Consider the following 15,423-nt stretch of genomic DNA (forward strand, 5'->3'; position numbering starts at 1 on the left):
CTTAGAAGTCGCCTGCTGCGCCACTCTTCATGATGTCAGTCATGATTTCTTGTACTTTAGTTGCTTCAGCATGGAGTTCGGGAGGCAGCGGTTTGCCGCCGTAGATCATCATATCCATATTGAGTGAGTACAGGTGGTATTTGCCTGCTTTGTCTTGGATCATCGCAATCCGACACGGCAGGTAAGCTGAAAACGCATCGCTGAAATCGACCATTTTCATGGCAGTTTGCGGGTTGCAGAATTGGTAGATTTTTAGGAAACGCTGGTCTTGCCCAGTTTCCAGCTTGACCTGTTCAGACAACGGCAGCTCACCGACTGCTTTGATATTGTGCTTGTTTGCCACAGATTTCATGGCTTCTTCGGCATCTTCTGGAGTAACACCTTCGTCCAAGGTGTACTTAACGACGGTAGCATCCGCCGAGTTGCCGGTTTCTTTGAGCTTTTTCCACATATCCAGATAAATGTCTTTGGCTTTGGGGTCGAAGCTGTCGAGTGCGGCTTTTTCCGCTGCGATGTCCATGCCGCCCATTTGGCTCATCATGGGGGCAAATTTGGTGTAAGCGAATGCGCCGCCGACAATGGCGACTAAGCCGATGAGGGCGAGAATATTACGAATGAAGTTCATGGTGTGTCCTTTTGGTCTAAATACAGAGAAGCCATCACGTAGATGGCTTCTCTTGACTGTTTATTCCATCAATGCTGGAAAATTATTGCGTGTCAATCTTAGCCATTAGGGCGAAAGATTTCACGAATGGGCCAGCCATCGCAGGGTTCTTCAGCATAGCGCCGTAATCACCTGACAGGAATTTCAGTTTACCAAAGGTGTAAGCCGTGCCTAAGCCGACCATACCCATCGGTTCTTTCGTCCACTTCATCCAGTCTTTGCGGTCAGCACGCATATCCCAATCGGGGGTTTCACCGGCATAGTCGCCAGCGCGGACACATTCGCCGTTTTCGACGATGAATACGCCTAATGGCTGCTTTTCACCTTTCAGACCACAGGCGATGACTGAGTTGAAGCCGATAGCAGCCAATTTGTCTTTAACATCGGGGTCTGCGTTCCACAGAGCCTTGAGTTCATTCATCCAATCAGCAGAAAAAAGTTGTGGCATGAGTTCCTCTCCTAGTGCGCGTTGATAATAACTGTTTTTACTCTGGGTGGAGTGTAACAGTAATTTTGCCTTGTTTGAACGGGTTGCTAGGGTCAACGACAATTCAAACGGGCAGCTTGTTGGCGGAGATTGGCAGCATCTTGGAAGCGCCTGACCGAACCTTGGCGATCATTGTGTTTGGCGGCAATGACTGCTTGGCTTTCCAATGCACTGGCTTGCTGGAGGAGCAAGGGGCAATTGCCGCCAACCCGATTGGCTTGTGGCGGACGTGGGATGTTGTTGGGCGGAGTTGCTCTGGTGACAGGCACAGTAACGCGTGCTTGTGGTACAGGTGTGACGGCAGGGCGGGCAATGCGAGGGGTCGGGCGATTGCGTAAGGCGAGTTGCGCTTGCTGGCGTTGTTGTACGACGCGGCGATTCGGGGGGGGAATCGGTGGTGGGCGAGCGGTGATGCGTACCACGCTACTGGCGGTGTTGCCATAGCAATAAAAGGATGAGGTGCATTCAGCCGCGAAAGCGGGTGTACTGCCGATACCCAGCAAAAGGGCAAGCAGCAGAGCAATCTTGGTTTTCATATCAGTTCCTGCAATAAGGGGCTGAAACGAGTTTAGTCAAGATTGCTGGGGTCTGCTGCTATCTGATTGATATTTATGCTGATGCTAAGGCGGCATCGTAGTTAGGCTCTTGTGCAATTTCCGGCACTTGTTCGGTGTAAGCGACCTTGCCATCTTTGATGACCACAATGGCGCGGGACATCAAGCCAGCCAAGACGCCCGTGGTAATAGTCACGCCGTAAGCGCTACCGAAATCTTTGTTACGGAAGTCGGACAGGGAAACCACGTTTTCCAGGCCTTCCGCGCCGCAGAAACGGCTGTGGGCAAACGGCAGATCCGCCGATACGCACAGCACCACGACGTTGGCATTGCTGCTGGCAATTTCGTTGAATTTGCGGGTAGACGCTGCACAAACGCCGGTATCAACGCTGGGGTAAATATTGAGGATGACGGTTTTGCCTGCAAAATCTTGCAAGGTCACGTCCGACAAATCGGTTTTGGTGAGGGTGAACGCGGGGGCAGCGCTGCCAACCGCAGGCAGTTCGCCGCAGGTTTCCAGTGGATTGCCTTGTAGGGTAATAGTTGCCATGTGATCTCCTTAGTTAATGACAGTAAACGCTTGTTCGAGGTCGGCGATAATATCGTCGATGTGTTCGATGCCGACGCTGAGACGAATAGTTTCTGGGCGCACCCCAGCACGTAATTGTTCCGCTTCGGTCAATTGGCGGTGCGTGGTTGACGCAGGGTGACACGCCAGCGATTTCGCATCGCCAATATTCACCAGCCGTTTGATAAGCTGTAACTGATCGTAGAATTTTACCCCAGCATCAAAGCCACCTTTGATGCCAAAGGTCATGAGTGACGCAGGTTTTCCGTTAAAATATTTCAACGCCAGTGCATGATACGGGTCATCCTCCAACGCCGCAAAATTCACCCACTCGACCTTGGCATGATTTTTTAGGTAGTTAGCGACGGCAATGGCGTTGTCACAATGGCGTTCCATGCGCAGTGCCAACGTTTCCAAGCCTTGCAGAATCAGGAAAGCGTTGAATGGGGAGAGTGCTGAACCGGTATTACGTAATGGTACGGTGCGGGCGCGACCGATGTAAGCCGCCGCCCCCAATGCCTCGGTATATACCACGCCGTGGTAGGATGGTTCAGGGTTGTTGAGCACGGGGTAGCGTTCTTTGTGCTCTGCCCACGGAAATTTGCCGGAATCGACAATAATGCCGCCCAGCGATGTGCCATGTCCGCCAATGTATTTAGTCAGCGCGTGCACCACAATGTCCGCGCCGTAATCAATCGGTGTACACAGAATCGGTGTGGCAACCGTGTTATCCACAATTACTGCGACACCGTGTTTGTGTGCTGCCGTGGCAATCGCTTCGATGTCGACGATATTGCCCGCTGGATTGCCGATGGTTTCGCAGAACACCGCTTTGGTTTTGGCGTCGATCAGCTTTTCGATGGCTGCCGCGCTGTCATTTTCGGCAAAGCGCACTTCGATACCTTGCTTGGGGAGCATGTGTGCAAACAGGGTGTACGTGCCGCCGTACAATTGCGGGGTGGCAATAATATTATCACCCGCTTCCGCAATGGTGAGGATGGCGTAATTGATCGCAGCCATACCGGAGCTGACGACTAAACCCGCAATGCCGCCTTCGAGTGCCGCGACGCGTTTTTCCAGCACGTCATTGGTGGGGTTCATCAAGCGCGTGTAAATATTGCCGGGTACGGCGAGATTGAATAAATCGGCGCCGTGTTGGGCATCATCAAATTCATACGCGACGGTCTGGTAGATAGGCACTGCCACCGATTTGGTGGTCGGGTCAGTGGTATAGCCAGCGTGAATGGATAAGGTTTCTTTTTTCATGGTGATCCTCCTTGGTAGAGGCAGAAGGTATAACATAGCGCCCATGATGTTGACCATAGATAAGGAAGCGCGATGCCTGAATTGCCTGAAGTAGAAACTACCCGCCGTGGGATTAAGCCGTGGTTGCAAGGTCATGCGGTCACGCAGGTGATTATTCGCCAACCGAAATTGCGCTGGGTTGTGCCAGAGGCGGTGATGGCATTGCAAGGGCAGGTGGTGCGGGAATTAACACGACGTGGCAAATACATTTTGCTGCATACCGACGCAGGTATCGGGCTGATTCATTTGGGCATGTCGGGCAGTTTGCGGATTGTGGATGCCGATGTGGCTCCGCGTAAACACGACCATTTCGATCTGGTGTTGGCTAGTGGCAAAGTGGTGCGTTATCATGACCCGCGCCGTTTTGGCGCATTTTTGTGGGCGGATGGCGACCCGTTGCAACACGCTTTGTTGCGTGATTTAGGGCCTGAGCCGTTGAGTGATATGTTTGATGGTGATTATTTGTTTGCGCAATCCCGCCAGCGCACGGTGAGCGTGAAAGTGTTCATTATGAATGCGCACATTGTCGTTGGCGTAGGCAATATCTACGCCAACGAGGCGCTGTTTTCAGCGGGAATAGATCCGCGTTGTGCGGCGGGGAGCATATCCCGCGAACGTTACGTGCAATTGGCGCAAGCTATCCGCCAAATTTTGACCTATGCCATTGAGTGCGGGGGAACAACTTTGCGCGATTTTGTACGTGAAGATGGGACGCCGGGGTATTTTAAGCTGGAGCTGAAGGTTTACGGCTGCACTGGGCAAGCGTGTGCTGGCTGCCAGAACCCGATTATCCAGATCACCCAAGGGCAACGTTCCACTTGGTTCTGCCCCGTCTGCCAGACTTGATCCATTGCTACGCTCTGGGTTGCTGAGTGTAGCCGAAGCATTGCCTTGCGGCTTGCCGCTGAGTCAGTTGCGGCGCGTCCCCCGAATCGTCATATCGGCTTCTTCTAGGATGCCGTTTGCCATGAGTTCGCGCACCAATTGGCGTTTAATGCCTTTAGTTACCCCAATATCCATGCCGATGCGGTAGAAAAGAAAGGATGGAATCCCGATAATGACGAGTCCAGCCATAAAATACATAACGATTTCTGAGTCCAACATAACAGCCCCCTGTTTATGTGTTGCTTATTTTTGAGATTGTTTTTTGAGCGAAATAACATAGATCACTTCAAGATAATAATATTATATGAACAAGCTGAACAGGAAATTTACCGTAGCGCCAATGTTGGATTGGACCGACCGCCATTGCCGGTATTTTCACCGTCTTTTGTCGAAACAAGCGGTTTTGTACACTGAAATGGTGACAACTGGCGCACTCTTGCATGGCGACCCTGAGCGGCATTTGCGTTTTAATCCGGCAGAACACCCCGTTGCACTGCAATTGGGTGGCAGCGATCCGCAAGAAATGGCGGAATGCGCCCGTTTAGCGGAAAGTTACGGTTACGATGAAGTCAACATCAATGTCGGTTGCCCTAGCGAGCGGGTGCAAAAAGGCGCATTCGGGGCGTGCTTGATGGCAGAGCCGCAACTGATTGCGGATTGCGTGGCAGCGATGCGTGCAGCCGTGACGATTCCGGTGACGGTTAAAAATCGCATTGGTATTGATGATCAAGACGATTACGGTGGTTTGCACCAATTCATCAGCACAGTGTCACAAGCGGGGTGTGAAACTTTCATTATCCACGCCCGCAAAGCGTGGTTGCAAGGGTTGAGTCCCAAGGAAAATCGTGACATTCCACCTCTGCGTTACGAATTGGTGTATCAGATTAAGCAGGAATTCCCGCAGCTTGAAATCATCATCAATGGCGGTATTACTACGCTGGAACAGTGTCAGCAGCATTTGCAGCATGTTGATGGAGTGATGGTGGGGCGTGAGGCGTACCATAATCCGTGGCTGCTGGCACAGGTTGACCCGCTGATTTACGGCATAGATGCGCCGTTTCTGGATCGCAAAGCCGTTTTGGAGGCATTCCTTGATTACGTACAAGCCCAGCAAGCAGCGGGTGTTGCCTTGAATCACTTGAGTCGTCATATTCTCGGTTTGTTTCAGGGAATGCCGGGGGCGCGGGGCTTTCGGCGATTGATCAGTGAAAACGCGCATAAAGCAGATGCGGGTATAGAATTATTACGTGAAGCTGCTAAAAAAATTGCTTGACGGTATTCAGAACGCTCTATATTATACGCCGCTCAACCGGCAGTTCCTCGATAGCTCAGTCGGTAGAGCAACGGACTGTTAATCCGTGGGTCACTGGTTCGAGTCCAGTTCGAGGAGCCACACATTCTAAAGGGTTGCAACTTGACGGTTGCAGCCCTTTTTCGCATCTGGCTTTAACGCGTATGGGAACGGCATGAACGACGCACTACCCGCAACCCCACCCAACTTGCCGCCTTTTTCTGTCGTCACCTTGTCACACGGTGATGTCGTCGCAGCAGGGCATAGGCAAAATGTTTTGGCAGCCATTGGCTTTACCGAAAAAGCCACGATGCTGGATGCGCAACGCCCCCTCTTCACCATCGGTTTGCCTTTATTAGCCGGAACGCCCCGTACCGAATGTTGGTTAAGCCCGACCCCCGTCCGTTACGGTAAACACGCTAGTATCACCTACAGCGAAAACGGTAGCGTGCTGTTTGGGCATTTATTGCTGGAAGAAGCCGATTTCCCTGATTTTCGCATAGCCAGCCAAACCGCTTACCAGCATGTCTTCCAGTTATTGCAGCGCACAGGCTATGCGTGTTTGCTGCGCATGTGGAATTATTTCCCCGCGATTGTGGCGCAACAGGGGGAATTCAATCGCTACCAAACCTTTTGCCTAGGGCGGCAAGATGCGCTGAATGTCTGGGGCAATTTTGATTACGCCCCACCTGCTGCCACCGCTATCGGTACGCAGCAAGCAGGGTTGCAACTGTATTTCGTCGCGGGTAAATCTGCTGGGATGCAGTTAGAAAACCCACGCCAAACTAGCGCTTTCTTGTATCCGCGCCAATATGGCCCGGTCAGCCCAGCATTTTCTCGTGCCACGGTGAAAGACTGGGGGCAGGGCAAGCATATCTACATTTCCGGCACAACCAGCATTGTGGGGCATGAAACCTTGCATATTGGCAATCCACTGCTGCAATTGGAAGAGTCCTTATGCAATTTGGAAGCCTTGCTAGGTCATGGCGATGCGACGCTGGGCTTGCCTGCCCGCCGTGTGCGTGAGTTGACGCAATTGAAAGTGTATTTGCAAGATGCGGCCATTCTTGCGCCGATTCAGGCAAGACTGGCGGCGTATTTGGCTACAACTCCACTCAGCCAGCGTCAGGTCGAGGTGCTCTATTTACAGGGGGATGTATGCCGTGCTGATCTGATGGTGGAAGTGGAAGGCATTTACGCTTGAGTTGAGATTTTGCATTGTCCGGTCTGGCGTGGCTGCCTACACTGCATCTTTTGTTGTTCACTGAGAAGGAAGTTTCATGTCATACGAATTCAATACCACGCTCCAAGGCAGTTTTGATGAAGCGGTAGAAAAAGTCCGCGCTGTGTTGATGGAAGAACATCTGGGCGTGGTTAGCGAAGTCAATGTTCAAGCGATTTTCAAGAACAAAATGGATAAGGATATTCCACCTTACCGCATCTTCGGTGCGTGTAACCCCAAGCTGGCATCACAAATTTTAGACGTAGAACCTAATGCCGGAACGTTGTTACCGTGCAATTTCATTATGTATGAAACCACACCAGGCAATGTGGTGGTGAGCTTTATGGATCCCGTGACGGTATTGGGTCTGGCAGAAAGTGCGGCTGCGCACGAAGTCGGGCAGGTTGCCAAAGAAAAGCTCTTGCGTGTGGTGGCAAAACTCGCCGCTTAATCTTCTTCCTCTGGCAACGCTGGCAAATGGTACGGCGTTGCGCCCAGCAAGGTGTGCATATACATCAATCCGCCGTGCGGGCGGTTAATATCCGCCAGTTCGTAGATGTATTCAAATACATCATCCGCCTGTGCGGCAGGTACAGCGACGGTCAGCACTTCTTTTTCCAAGGTTTCGCCAATGCCGCGATAGCGCAGTGGGGTCAAACGCCCATTGCCGCGTGCATAGTGAATATCCACCGCCGTTAAACCGTGCTGCTTGGTTAAAGCACGAGCAACCCGTAACGCCCGTCCTTTGGGTAGGATGCAGGTAATCACTTTCTGGGCAATGAGCCGAGGGTGTGGCATGGCGCAAACTCCTGTGCTTATTCGGGGGTATGGTGTTGTGTCAAGCGTTCCACGATTTCGGGCGGAATAAAGGTGGCGGCTTTTTCCAAGGGTGTTACCCACATAAAGCCCATACCGGGGGTATCCATATTGCCCGCAAGGTACATTTTCTCGAATACGCGGTCGAGCTGATCGGTGGAAACCACAATATTGACGACCTCTTTTTCGGCTTCAATTGCCAGCCCCATAATGCCTAAACGTTCGCGTACCCCGCGCCCACGCGCATAGTGGATGCTTGCGCCTTGCGCTCCGGCTTCTTGCGCGGCTTTGACAATATCATCCGCCATGCTGCGCTGGACAACGGCGCTGATCAGGGCAACATCAGTGAGAACGACGATTTCACGTTTGCTCATACACGGCTTACCTTCGGCTTAAGAATGGTTGATGGAGTGGCATAGTAGCGTTGTTTGCGGTTCACCTTCCAGCGTATCCACAAACCCGTCAACATCACCGAGAGGATGGGGCAAATCGATGCCATCGCTAGAATACCGAAACCCTCAATCGCGTGTACCGCATTGCCGAAACCCAGCCCCATTGCCAGCACGAGCGGGACGGTGACAGGGCCGGTAGTGACACCCGCACTGTCCCATGCGATATTGACGAATTCTTCACTCGACAAATGGGTAAGAACCACGGCAAGCGCATAACCCGGCAATAATAACCAGACCAGCGAAAAGCCAAACACGATTTTGGCAACCCCCAGTGCAATGCCGAAGGCCACCCCAAACGATACTGAATACATCAATACCGGCTTGCGGAATGCACCGTTGGTGAGGGTTTCCACCGTCATGCCCAGCGCATTGAGGGCAGGTTCAGCAAGCGTTGCTCCAAACCCCAGCAGCCATGCAAACGCCAGCGCTAACATCAGCCCAATCACAACTTGGTACAGCGGGCTTTGCGTAACCGCTTCAATCGCCATGAAGGCTGCCGGAATCAAGCTGCCCGATTGCCCGCCCAGTTTCGCCAAGCCGTAGCTCAAGCCAAGGTTGAACATGATCATGCCCAACACCGCAAGGGTAATGCCGTAAGTGATATGCCCCGGTTGCTGGATAGTTTCTTTGAGCACGCCCCAGAGAATCAGCAGCAAAAACAACACCAATGGCACAATCGCCCGTAAGCCGCTAATGATTTCCTGCCAGGGCGTTTGGGTGTACCACGCGGGTGTGGTGCTCAGTTGGGCGGCATGAGTGGCAGCAGCAATAATCTCCGCAGGGCTGGTGGTAAACGCGAGGTATAGCGCGAGCAATTGCACGCTGAGAATGGGGAATAACGAGGCAAGCGTGACAATGCCGAAACCAGAGAGTGACGATTGTTCCTTGCCTGCTGAAGCTGAAATACCAATGCCGAGTGCCAGTACTAACGGGACGGTGACAGGGCCAGTGGTAACTGCGCCGCTATCCCACGCCAGCCCCAACGTTTTGCTGAGTTCGGGGTCAAACTCCATGTACAGGGTTAGACCGATAATCGGGATTAGCGAAAAGTAAATCAGCGGTTTTAGACTCCAGCCATTCAGCAGGCGTAGTGTGCCAAGTACGGCGGCTGCGCCAACGCCAATGCCGACCATGAGCACCAACACGCCCGACCAGTCATTTAGTAAGGCGTATAAATACGGCGCTGATTCTACTTGGACAATTTGCCCCGCTGCTTTGAGTGCGCCCATCGCGGGTTCAGCAAAAGTGACACCGATGCCGAGGAGTAGGGCGATGATCAGCACAATGGGGAGTGTAGCTTTGGCAGGTAAGGTATTGCCGAGGATTTCCCCAAAAGGCATCAGACCGACCTTCAATCCTTCGAGAAAAAACATTAAGCCGAGGATAACGGCAAAGAGTCCGCCACTGATAATGCCTGCATCGGTGATGGCTTGCTGAAGGATAAACACTTGGAACAACATCAAATACGCTGCCAGCGGTATCACCGCTTTGAGTTGCTCCATCAGGCGGCTGCTGATGTAGGGCTGAATCAGGCGGTAAGCATCCACCCAGCGCAGCCGGATTTTGGGGGCTTGATAGGGAATTTCTGCGCCATCGGCATCACGCCACACTTTGGGGGTGAGGTTGTTGTACGAAATGCGTTGTTGTTGAAGCGTAATTTCGCGCACAAATGCGCCAAAGCGGATTTCAGTTGGCATGTGTTCCCCTGCTACTGCTCGGTCTGCTTTGACCATACCATAAAGAAACCCGTTGCTTTAATAGCTTTGGCTAATGTTTTTCCCACCTTAACGCTAATGCTTAAAGCTTGTGCTAGCAATCGGTGTCAATCATTTCGCTGGTATAAGTGTGGTACACGCTACTGGATGCGGTGTAAGGCCACGTTGGCCAGTCCGTGCCGCCCGCGAAAAGTACACTACCCGTCAAGCCGGTTTGCGCGGGCAGGTTGGTGAATTTCACCCACAGCCTGAAATTGCCTGCGCCATGCAGCGATTCTGCCGTTTTGAGCATGGCAATCAGGGCAAGTTTGGCGGTGTCTTTGGTTTTTTGGCGACCCGCCACGGTATTGCCATTGAGCGTATTGAACCCCGCCATATTTAACGTGAACGAGTATTCAGTAATACCGCTACTGGTGTAACGGTCAAAGTTGTAGGTGTAGGGAATGGTGGTCGTGCCCTTGACCAGCATATTGATGTTGGCATAGGTATTCGTGCCGCCCAAGTGCTGATGCAGGGTTTTGGTTTCCGAGAAGATGCCCATCATCATGCTGGGCAGGGGAATGCCGAATTCAGCTTCCATGATTTGCTTGTGTAAGCACACAAACTCACTTTGGGTGCGCTGATAGGGGATGAAGAATTCGGTGTATTCGGAAACGGTTGCCTGTAGGTCGGTGGCGGCAATCAGCAGTGCGATAGAAGCCAGTAGAGTTTTCATCTTGCGCCTCGCGGGGGTGAGGGCATAACGCTATGCCTGTGTTCACTATACGCCAATCATCCACTCCGGCAAGCGCCCCATCGCCCGTTATTCTGAACCTATACAAACCTACTCATGATAGATTTATTGTCAGATTTCTGCTTCATCGAGGCTGCCCAGAGGAACGGCTTGGTTATTGCCATTAAAACTCCCACAGTGGGGGGCTTTACGCTGATGAGGCGACCGCTTGCTCCCCCAGGTCTCACGACCTCTCCACAGACTTTACATCCGGCGTAACTCGCCGTAGGTGATTGTGCTAAAGCAACCGGACTTACCTCTCAAAGCAGGTTCGAGAAAACCGTCAATCTCCCCACTAATGTAGTAGATAGTGCGCTATTTCTCCACATTGATAACGACCAAGTTACCCATTTTGATGATATTTGGATAATTAGGTGCAACTTTTATGCTAACTGTTACTAACCCCTTCATTTCGGCATGAATCCGCCGATAGTCCGGCATAAACCCCGCCACCAACGCCCAAAATCGCTTGGAATGGTTCATCTCCACCGTATGGCACAGCTCGTGGATCAGCGTATAGCGCACCCATTCCGGCGGTAGCAAGATCAGCTTTTCGTTGAGGTTGATATTGCCCCGCGAAGAACAACTTCCCCAGCGCGTTTGCTGCCCCTTCACGCGGCAATTGACGTATTGCAAGCCTGTTTCTGCCGCCACTTGTTGCAACTGTTTGCCTAAATGCACCTGCGCATAGCCGCGCAACCACTGGCGTAACGCCTGCTGGCAAGCGGCTGGAGCGTTGATTGCACCGCTAAGTGTCAGGCTGGTGTGTTCAACGTAGTGCAGCGTAATGTTCTTACGGTCGGTAGGTGTGTAAATGACGGGCAGACTTTCGCCCGTTGCCAGCAATGCCAAGTGTTCCGGCAGCGTGGCAAGCGCCGCGACGGGTGGGGGATGTTGCGCCAATTTTTGCAGGGCAGCGGTAATCCACGCTTGTTGGCTGAGTACCCATTGGTGCAAAGCGTGGGTGCTTATGCCCAGCGGTTGTGTGACCACTAACCCCTTGCTGGGGTGTAATTGCATCCGCAAGTATTTTGCCCGCGCAGAGGGGCGGATGGTGTAGCTTAGCGCGTGACCATTAGGGAGTTTCAGGTAGGTGGTGTTCATGGGGGTTTGAAACAGTTACCATAAAATCTATCTAAATCTATGCAAACTTCATCATTTTGGTTAGGTTTATAAAGGCGTAGTGCCGTTTATCCGTAAAGGATAGCAGCAAAAGCACGGATGACTAGACAACTATCACACCGTGCTGCATTCTGTTTGCCATGATTATCAGCCACAAAATCCGCCTCAACCCCAACAATAAGCAAGCCACGTACTTGGCGAAAGCCGCAGGTACAGCGCGGTTTGCCTACAACTGGGCATTGGCGGAATGGCAAATCCAATACGCGGCGTGGAAGGAAGACAACAGCCAGCCAAAGCCCAACCAGATGTTGCTACGTCGCCAACTCAACAGCATCAAGCGCGAACAATTCCCGTGGATGCTGGAAGTCACCAAAAATGCCCCGCAAATGGCAATTATCCAACTCGGCGCAGCCTTCAAAAACTTCTTTGCAGGACGTGCCAAGTACCCGCAATTCAAAAAGAAAGGCAAAAGCCGCGACAGTTTCACTCTTACCAATGACCAGTTTGCCATCGACGGTTGCCGCATCCGCATTCCCAACCTTGGGTTAGTACGGATGCGGGAAACGTTACGCTTTTCCGGTAAAATCCTCTCTGCCACCATTTCCCGCAACGCTGATCAGTGGTTTGCCAGCATCACCGTGGATACGGATCAAAACCACCTCCCGCCTGCCGAAAACCAAGGCACGGTGGGGGTGGATTTGGGCGTATCTGCACTGGCAACCCTGTCAACGGGGGAAAAAGTGGTCGGAGCGAAACCGCATAAAGCCTTGCTTTCCCGCCTACAACGGCTATCCCGCAGCTTGTCACGCAAAGTCAAAGGCAGTGCCAACCGCCACAAGGCGAAACAGAAGTTGGCAAAACTTCACGCACGTATCGCCAACATCCGCCAAAACAGTTTGCACCAACTCACCACGGATTTGACCCGCCGTTTCCACACCGTCGGCATTGAAGATTTGAACGTGTCAGGCATGGTGAAAAACCGACATTTATCCCGAGCGATCAGCGACATGGGGTTTTTCGAGTTTCGGCGGCAACTGGAATACAAAGCCGATAGGCGGGGTGCGGTGGTCGTGGTGGCTGATCGGTTTTTTGCCTCCAGCAAGACGTGTTCTGCTTCTGGCTGTGGGCATAAAGTGGACAAGCTGCCGCTGTCGGTACGTGAATGGACTTGCCCCCTTTGTGGTGTAGTCCATGACCGTGACATCAATGCCGCCAAAAATTTGGAAAAATATGCCGTGAGTTCCACGGTGTCTGCCTGTGGAGGGTGCGACCTGATGCCTCTTAAGTGATTGTTTCATTTGTCAAAAGCAAAAGAGAAACCTGGTGTTTCGCCACCAGTAGCCTACTGACCCATGCGGTGCTGGTAACGGTGCGGTGTGAAGCGGTCAGGACAAAGTAACCTGCCATAAGGCGGCGTAGGTTTCGTGAGGAAACACGCTATCTGTAAGCATCAATGCGGATGGGAGCTAGGCTTGATGGTATGACTAACGAAAGTGAACTGCTGATAAACATCGTAAAGCAGAACGAGCTAAAGATGCTGACAAGCTTGAGCCAAAAGGCAAATGGCTGGTTAATCCCCTCCTCCATGGGATTACGCGGACACAACAGCCATCGGTGAACAGGCAGGGTCTACCCCATCATTGTCACTCAAGTGGAACAGGATAAGCCCGTATCCCCGCCAGCAATGGCAAGCCGACCGTAAGGGAAGCCGATGGGAATGCGGGTATGGGATGCCAGAAAAAGCGAATGCCACTCTGTAATGGGGTGGACAGGGGTTGAAACATCACCCTGCCCAAAAGGGTGCAGACTTCTGGCGGGTCTCTCTTTGCAGGAGAGTTTGTAGGACTTTTACAGGAGGTTGGACAAATGAACGAAGCGCAAGCCAAGTGTGCCACCCCCGATGGCGTGGTGGATTGGCACGGAATTGACCGGGCAAAAGCACATCAGGCCACCCAAAAGCTGCAAGTGCGTATTGCAAAGGCAATCCGGGAAGGGAAGCACCGCAAGGCAAAATCCTTGCAATGGCTACTGACCCACTCGTTTTACGCCAAATGCATGGCGGTCAAACGTGTCACGGAAAACAGCGGCAAAAAGACTGCCGGGGTGGACAATGAAACTTGGGACACTCCACCGGCCAAAGCCAAAGCAATAGTGGGTCTCAAACGCAGGGGCTACAAGCCCCAGCCACTGAGACGGGTATATATTCCCAAAGCAAACGGCAAGCAACGCCCGTTAGGCATCCCGACGATGAAAGACAGGGCTATGCAAGCACTTCACTTGCTTGCCCTTGAACCCATCTCGGAAACCACAGCCGACCCGAACTCATACGGGTTCAGGCCAAAACGGGGTTGCAAGGACGCCAGCGGAACAGATATTCATCAGCATGGCGCAAAAAACGCAGGCAAAGTGGGTATTGGAGGCAGACATCGCCGGGTGCTTTGATAACATTAGCCATGAATGGTTGCTCGCCAACATCCCTACGGATACGGCGATACTCAGGAAATGGCTGAAGGCAGGGTTCGTGTGGAAGGGGTGCGCTCCGATACGGAAGCAGGCACTCCACAGGGCGGTATCATATCCCCCGTACTGGCAAACATGGCACTGGACGGATTGGCGGGTAAACTGGCTAAAGCCTTCCCAAAAATCACTGGACGTGGCAGGGCGACCAAGGTCAATTATATCCGATATGCCGATGACTTCATCATCACGGGCACAAGCCCGGAAGTGCTGGAAGAAGCCAAAACCATCACTGAACGGTTTCTGGAGGCAAGGGGACTAATCCTCTCACCGGAAAAGACCAAGGTGGTGAACATCTCAGAAGGTTTCGACTTTCTGGGCTGGAATTTCCGGCAAGTACAACGGGAAGATGATGATCAAACCTGCCAAGAAGAACGTTAAAAACTTCTTGGCAGGCATCAGGCAACTGATAGACAGTAATAAGACCGCCACACAGGAAAACCTGATCCGCCTCCTCAACCCCAAAATACGGGGATGGACGGAGTACCACAAAAACCAAGTGGCAAAGGAAACATTTTCCGATGTTGATCATGCCATCTGGAAAAAGCTATGGAAATGGGCAAGACGGCGACACCCCAACAAACCCAAAATGTGGGTCAAGGCTAAGTATTGGCCTCACCACAATGGGTGTAACTGGACGTTTAGGGTAAAGGTGCTGGACAGGAAAGGGAATGGGGTGTGGCTTGACCTGTTCAAGGCATCCTCTGTTCCCATTGTCCGGCATGTCAAGATTAAGGCAGATGCGAACCCCTATGACCCGGCGCAGGAAGAATACTTTGAGGAGCGGTTTCAACGCCACTTCAAGGAGGAAGCCCACGGCGCTAGGATCAAATACCTCTGGCACTCACAGGACGGCAAGTGTACCGCTTGTGGGCAAAACCTGACCAAGCAAACAGGGTGGCACGTCCACCATGTTATATGGCGGGTAAAAGGGGGTACGGATGACTCGCGGAACTTGGTCTTAATGCACCCGGACTGTCACCGACAATTACACAGCCGTGTAAACCGTGGGTTGCCGACCACCCTGAAAAGTGGCTGAAGAGAGGCTTGAGC

The 15,423-nt window shown here is 52.4% G+C and carries 19 protein-coding genes and 1 tRNA gene; 9 read left to right on the forward strand and 11 right to left on the reverse strand.

Annotated elements, in window-relative coordinates:
- Window position 1 precedes the first annotated feature (1 nt).
- From J1836_RS09140 to J1836_RS09160, 5 genes are all read right to left on the reverse strand, one after another.
- Complete coding sequence (locus J1836_RS09140) at window positions 2–625, reverse strand: DUF302 domain-containing protein (RefSeq protein WP_207250817.1); 624 nt, start codon at window positions 623–625, stop codon at window positions 2–4.
- 82 nt (window positions 626–707) lie between these two features.
- The gene (locus J1836_RS09145; protein ID WP_207250818.1) at window positions 708–1,112 is read right to left on the reverse strand and encodes an SCP2 sterol-binding domain-containing protein; all 405 of its coding nucleotides are present in this window, start codon (window positions 1,110–1,112) and stop codon (window positions 708–710) included.
- A 92-nt stretch (window positions 1,113–1,204) separates the two neighbouring features.
- Window positions 1,205–1,687: a hypothetical protein gene (locus tag J1836_RS09150; RefSeq protein ID WP_207250819.1), complete on the reverse strand. Its 483-nt coding sequence runs from the start codon at window positions 1,685–1,687 to the stop codon at window positions 1,205–1,207.
- Window positions 1,688–1,760: 73 nt separating this feature from the next.
- Window positions 1,761–2,255 (reverse strand): thiol peroxidase, encoded by a 495-nt coding sequence (gene tpx / locus J1836_RS09155; RefSeq protein ID WP_207250820.1) that lies wholly within the window; start codon window positions 2,253–2,255, stop codon window positions 1,761–1,763.
- 9 nt (window positions 2,256–2,264) lie between these two features.
- On the reverse strand, window positions 2,265–3,539 hold the full coding sequence (locus tag J1836_RS09160) for an O-acetylhomoserine aminocarboxypropyltransferase/cysteine synthase family protein (RefSeq protein WP_207250821.1): 1,275 nt from the start codon (window positions 3,537–3,539) through the stop codon (window positions 2,265–2,267).
- A gap of 72 nt (window positions 3,540–3,611) precedes the next feature.
- On the opposite strand from J1836_RS09160, the gene mutM reads away from it, so the two are divergent.
- Window positions 3,612–4,424: a bifunctional DNA-formamidopyrimidine glycosylase/DNA-(apurinic or apyrimidinic site) lyase gene (gene mutM, locus J1836_RS09165; protein WP_207250822.1), complete on the forward strand. Its 813-nt coding sequence runs from the start codon at window positions 3,612–3,614 to the stop codon at window positions 4,422–4,424.
- Window positions 4,425–4,487: 63 nt separating this feature from the next.
- On the opposite strand, the gene J1836_RS09170 is transcribed toward mutM, so the two are convergent.
- The gene (locus tag J1836_RS09170; protein WP_207250823.1) at window positions 4,488–4,682 is read right to left on the reverse strand and encodes a hypothetical protein; all 195 of its coding nucleotides are present in this window, start codon (window positions 4,680–4,682) and stop codon (window positions 4,488–4,490) included.
- Window positions 4,683–4,767: 85 nt separating this feature from the next.
- Between J1836_RS09170 and dusA the strand changes: the two genes are divergently transcribed.
- The 4 genes from dusA (at window position 4,768) to J1836_RS09190 (ending at window position 7,427) form a co-directional block, all read left to right on the forward strand.
- Window positions 4,768–5,736, forward strand: a complete 969-nt coding sequence (gene dusA, locus J1836_RS09175; protein WP_207250824.1) for a tRNA dihydrouridine(20/20a) synthase DusA — start codon at window positions 4,768–4,770, stop codon at window positions 5,734–5,736.
- Window positions 5,737–5,780: 44 nt separating this feature from the next.
- Window positions 5,781–5,856 (forward strand) — tRNA-Asn (locus J1836_RS09180).
- A 73-nt stretch (window positions 5,857–5,929) separates the two neighbouring features.
- Entirely contained in the window at window positions 5,930–6,958 is a 1,029-nt protein-coding gene (locus tag J1836_RS09185) for a chorismate transformation FkbO/Hyg5 family protein (protein ID WP_207250825.1), read from the forward strand.
- A gap of 76 nt (window positions 6,959–7,034) precedes the next feature.
- Window positions 7,035–7,427 (forward strand): DUF302 domain-containing protein, encoded by a 393-nt coding sequence (locus tag J1836_RS09190; protein ID WP_207250826.1) that lies wholly within the window; start codon window positions 7,035–7,037, stop codon window positions 7,425–7,427.
- On the opposite strand, the gene J1836_RS09195 is transcribed toward J1836_RS09190, so the two are convergent.
- The 5 genes from J1836_RS09195 to J1836_RS09215 all read right to left on the reverse strand — a co-directional run bounded on the left by J1836_RS09195 (window position 7,424) and on the right by J1836_RS09215 (window position 11,835).
- The gene (locus J1836_RS09195; protein WP_207250827.1) at window positions 7,424–7,774 is read right to left on the reverse strand and encodes a hypothetical protein; all 351 of its coding nucleotides are present in this window, start codon (window positions 7,772–7,774) and stop codon (window positions 7,424–7,426) included. The two genes, J1836_RS09190 and J1836_RS09195, sit on opposite strands and share 4 nt — an antisense overlap.
- A gap of 17 nt (window positions 7,775–7,791) precedes the next feature.
- On the reverse strand, window positions 7,792–8,166 hold the full coding sequence (locus J1836_RS09200) for a P-II family nitrogen regulator (RefSeq protein ID WP_207250828.1): 375 nt from the start codon (window positions 8,164–8,166) through the stop codon (window positions 7,792–7,794).
- The gene (locus J1836_RS09205; RefSeq protein WP_207250829.1) at window positions 8,163–9,941 is read right to left on the reverse strand and encodes a DUF1538 domain-containing protein; all 1,779 of its coding nucleotides are present in this window, start codon (window positions 9,939–9,941) and stop codon (window positions 8,163–8,165) included. Before J1836_RS09205 ends, J1836_RS09200 begins: the two co-directional genes overlap by 4 nt.
- Window positions 9,942–10,053: 112 nt before the next feature.
- Complete coding sequence (locus J1836_RS09210) at window positions 10,054–10,674, reverse strand: hypothetical protein (protein ID WP_207250830.1); 621 nt, start codon at window positions 10,672–10,674, stop codon at window positions 10,054–10,056.
- Between the two features lie 372 nt (window positions 10,675–11,046).
- Complete coding sequence (locus tag J1836_RS09215; RefSeq protein ID WP_207250831.1) at window positions 11,047–11,835, reverse strand: M48 family metallopeptidase; 789 nt, start codon at window positions 11,833–11,835, stop codon at window positions 11,047–11,049.
- A 158-nt stretch (window positions 11,836–11,993) separates the two neighbouring features.
- Here J1836_RS09215 and J1836_RS09220 point away from each other — a divergent pair, with 158 nt between their 5' ends.
- The 4 genes from J1836_RS09220 (at window position 11,994) to J1836_RS21540 (ending at window position 15,409) form a co-directional block, all read left to right on the forward strand.
- Complete coding sequence (locus tag J1836_RS09220; protein WP_242632788.1) at window positions 11,994–13,142, forward strand: RNA-guided endonuclease InsQ/TnpB family protein; 1,149 nt, start codon at window positions 11,994–11,996, stop codon at window positions 13,140–13,142.
- Between the two features lie 577 nt (window positions 13,143–13,719).
- On the forward strand, window positions 13,720–14,295 hold the full coding sequence (locus J1836_RS22095) for a reverse transcriptase N-terminal domain-containing protein (protein ID WP_504970738.1): 576 nt from the start codon (window positions 13,720–13,722) through the stop codon (window positions 14,293–14,295).
- A gap of 60 nt (window positions 14,296–14,355) precedes the next feature.
- Window positions 14,356–14,751 carry a reverse transcriptase/maturase family protein gene (locus J1836_RS22100; RefSeq protein WP_504970739.1) on the forward strand — a complete coding sequence of 132 codons (396 nt, stop codon included), beginning with the start codon at window positions 14,356–14,358 and terminating at the stop codon, window positions 14,749–14,751.
- Complete coding sequence (locus J1836_RS21540; protein ID WP_242632789.1) at window positions 14,720–15,409, forward strand: group II intron maturase-specific domain-containing protein; 690 nt, start codon at window positions 14,720–14,722, stop codon at window positions 15,407–15,409. The genes J1836_RS22100 and J1836_RS21540 overlap by 32 nt, the downstream gene beginning before the upstream one ends.
- The last annotated feature ends 14 nt before the right edge of the window (window positions 15,410–15,423 follow it).

Origin of the sequence: Thiothrix fructosivorans (assembly GCF_017349355.1) — a bacterium.
GTDB lineage: Bacteria > Pseudomonadota > Gammaproteobacteria > Thiotrichales > Thiotrichaceae > Thiothrix > Thiothrix fructosivorans.